The 987-nt window shown below is 72.8% G+C and carries 1 protein-coding gene; it reads right to left on the bottom strand.

Features of this window, described 5'->3' with window-relative positions; translation table 11 throughout:
• On the bottom strand, positions 1-987 hold a 987-nt coding region (locus ACLEQD_RS44210), incomplete at both ends, for a tetratricopeptide repeat protein (protein ID WP_410391903.1).

Below are 987 nucleotides of genomic sequence, written 5' to 3'. Positions count from 1 at the left end.
GCTCGACCAGGGCTTCGTCGCCGCCGTCGTCCAGCGTGGGCAGCTGGCGCGTGTCCGGCGCGGCCTCCTCCAGCAGCGCGCGCGACGGGGAAAGGATGCGCGTGGGAGGCGCCTCCTCCTCGTCGCCCAGCGACATGCCGCCCGCGTCGTCCGCGAGCACCATGGGCTCATCCCCGCCCACGTCCGCGAACGAGTCCTCCGCGTACGCCAGCGCGTCGTCCGGAGCGACCAGCGGCTCGTCGTCCAGGCCGTCGGAGGCGTCTCCGCCCAGGCCCGGCTCGTCCGCGAGCACCAGCGAGTCCTCGTCGGACGCCATCACCAGGTCGTCCTGCGGCGGCAGGTCGTAGACGGCGTTCTCGGCGGAGCTGATGGGCTCGCCCATCACCGCTTCCTCGCCGCTCAACGTGGTCTCCGCGACCTCGTCGTCGACGATCTCATCCGAGTCCGACCCGTGGCTCAGCGCCGCGAGCGCCAGCTCGTCGCCCTCCGGCTGCGCGAGCGCGTCGTCCGGAGGATCCGCGACGAGGACCTCGTCGTCGTTGGAGTCCACCAGGATGGCGTCCTCCTCCAGCGACTCCACGCCCGGCGTCGCCGCCGGCGCCACGAAGCCCCCTTCCGAGCGGAGCACGGACAGGAAGGCGGGCACCTCGGGGTGCGCCGGGTTCTCCTGGAGGATGGTCGCCAGGTACGGCTGCGCGCGCTGCACGTCCGCGCGGCGCGTGCACAGGCGCAGCACGTTGAGCAGCTGCTCCGACGCCTGCGCGCCGTTATTGGCCGCCACGTAGATGTGGTACGCCTTCTCGTGCGCGTCCAGGTTCTCCGGATCCACGGAGAAGACCTTGCGCAGGTGCTCCAGCGCCTTGTCGTGGAGCCCGTACTTCACGTAGACGTCCGTCTCCGTCAGCAGCTTGGCCAGCTGCTCGCGGCTCATCCCCGCGGGCGGAGGCGGCACCACGGCCGCGGGCGGCGCGGCGGGCGCGGGACGGG

The sequence above is a fragment of the Corallococcus sp. 4LFB genome, from assembly GCF_046520365.1.
Taxonomy (GTDB): Bacteria; Myxococcota; Myxococcia; order Myxococcales; family Myxococcaceae; genus Corallococcus; species Corallococcus caeni.
The sequence above is the reverse complement of the archived record's forward strand: the minus strand, read 5'-3'. Positions and strand labels throughout refer to the sequence as shown.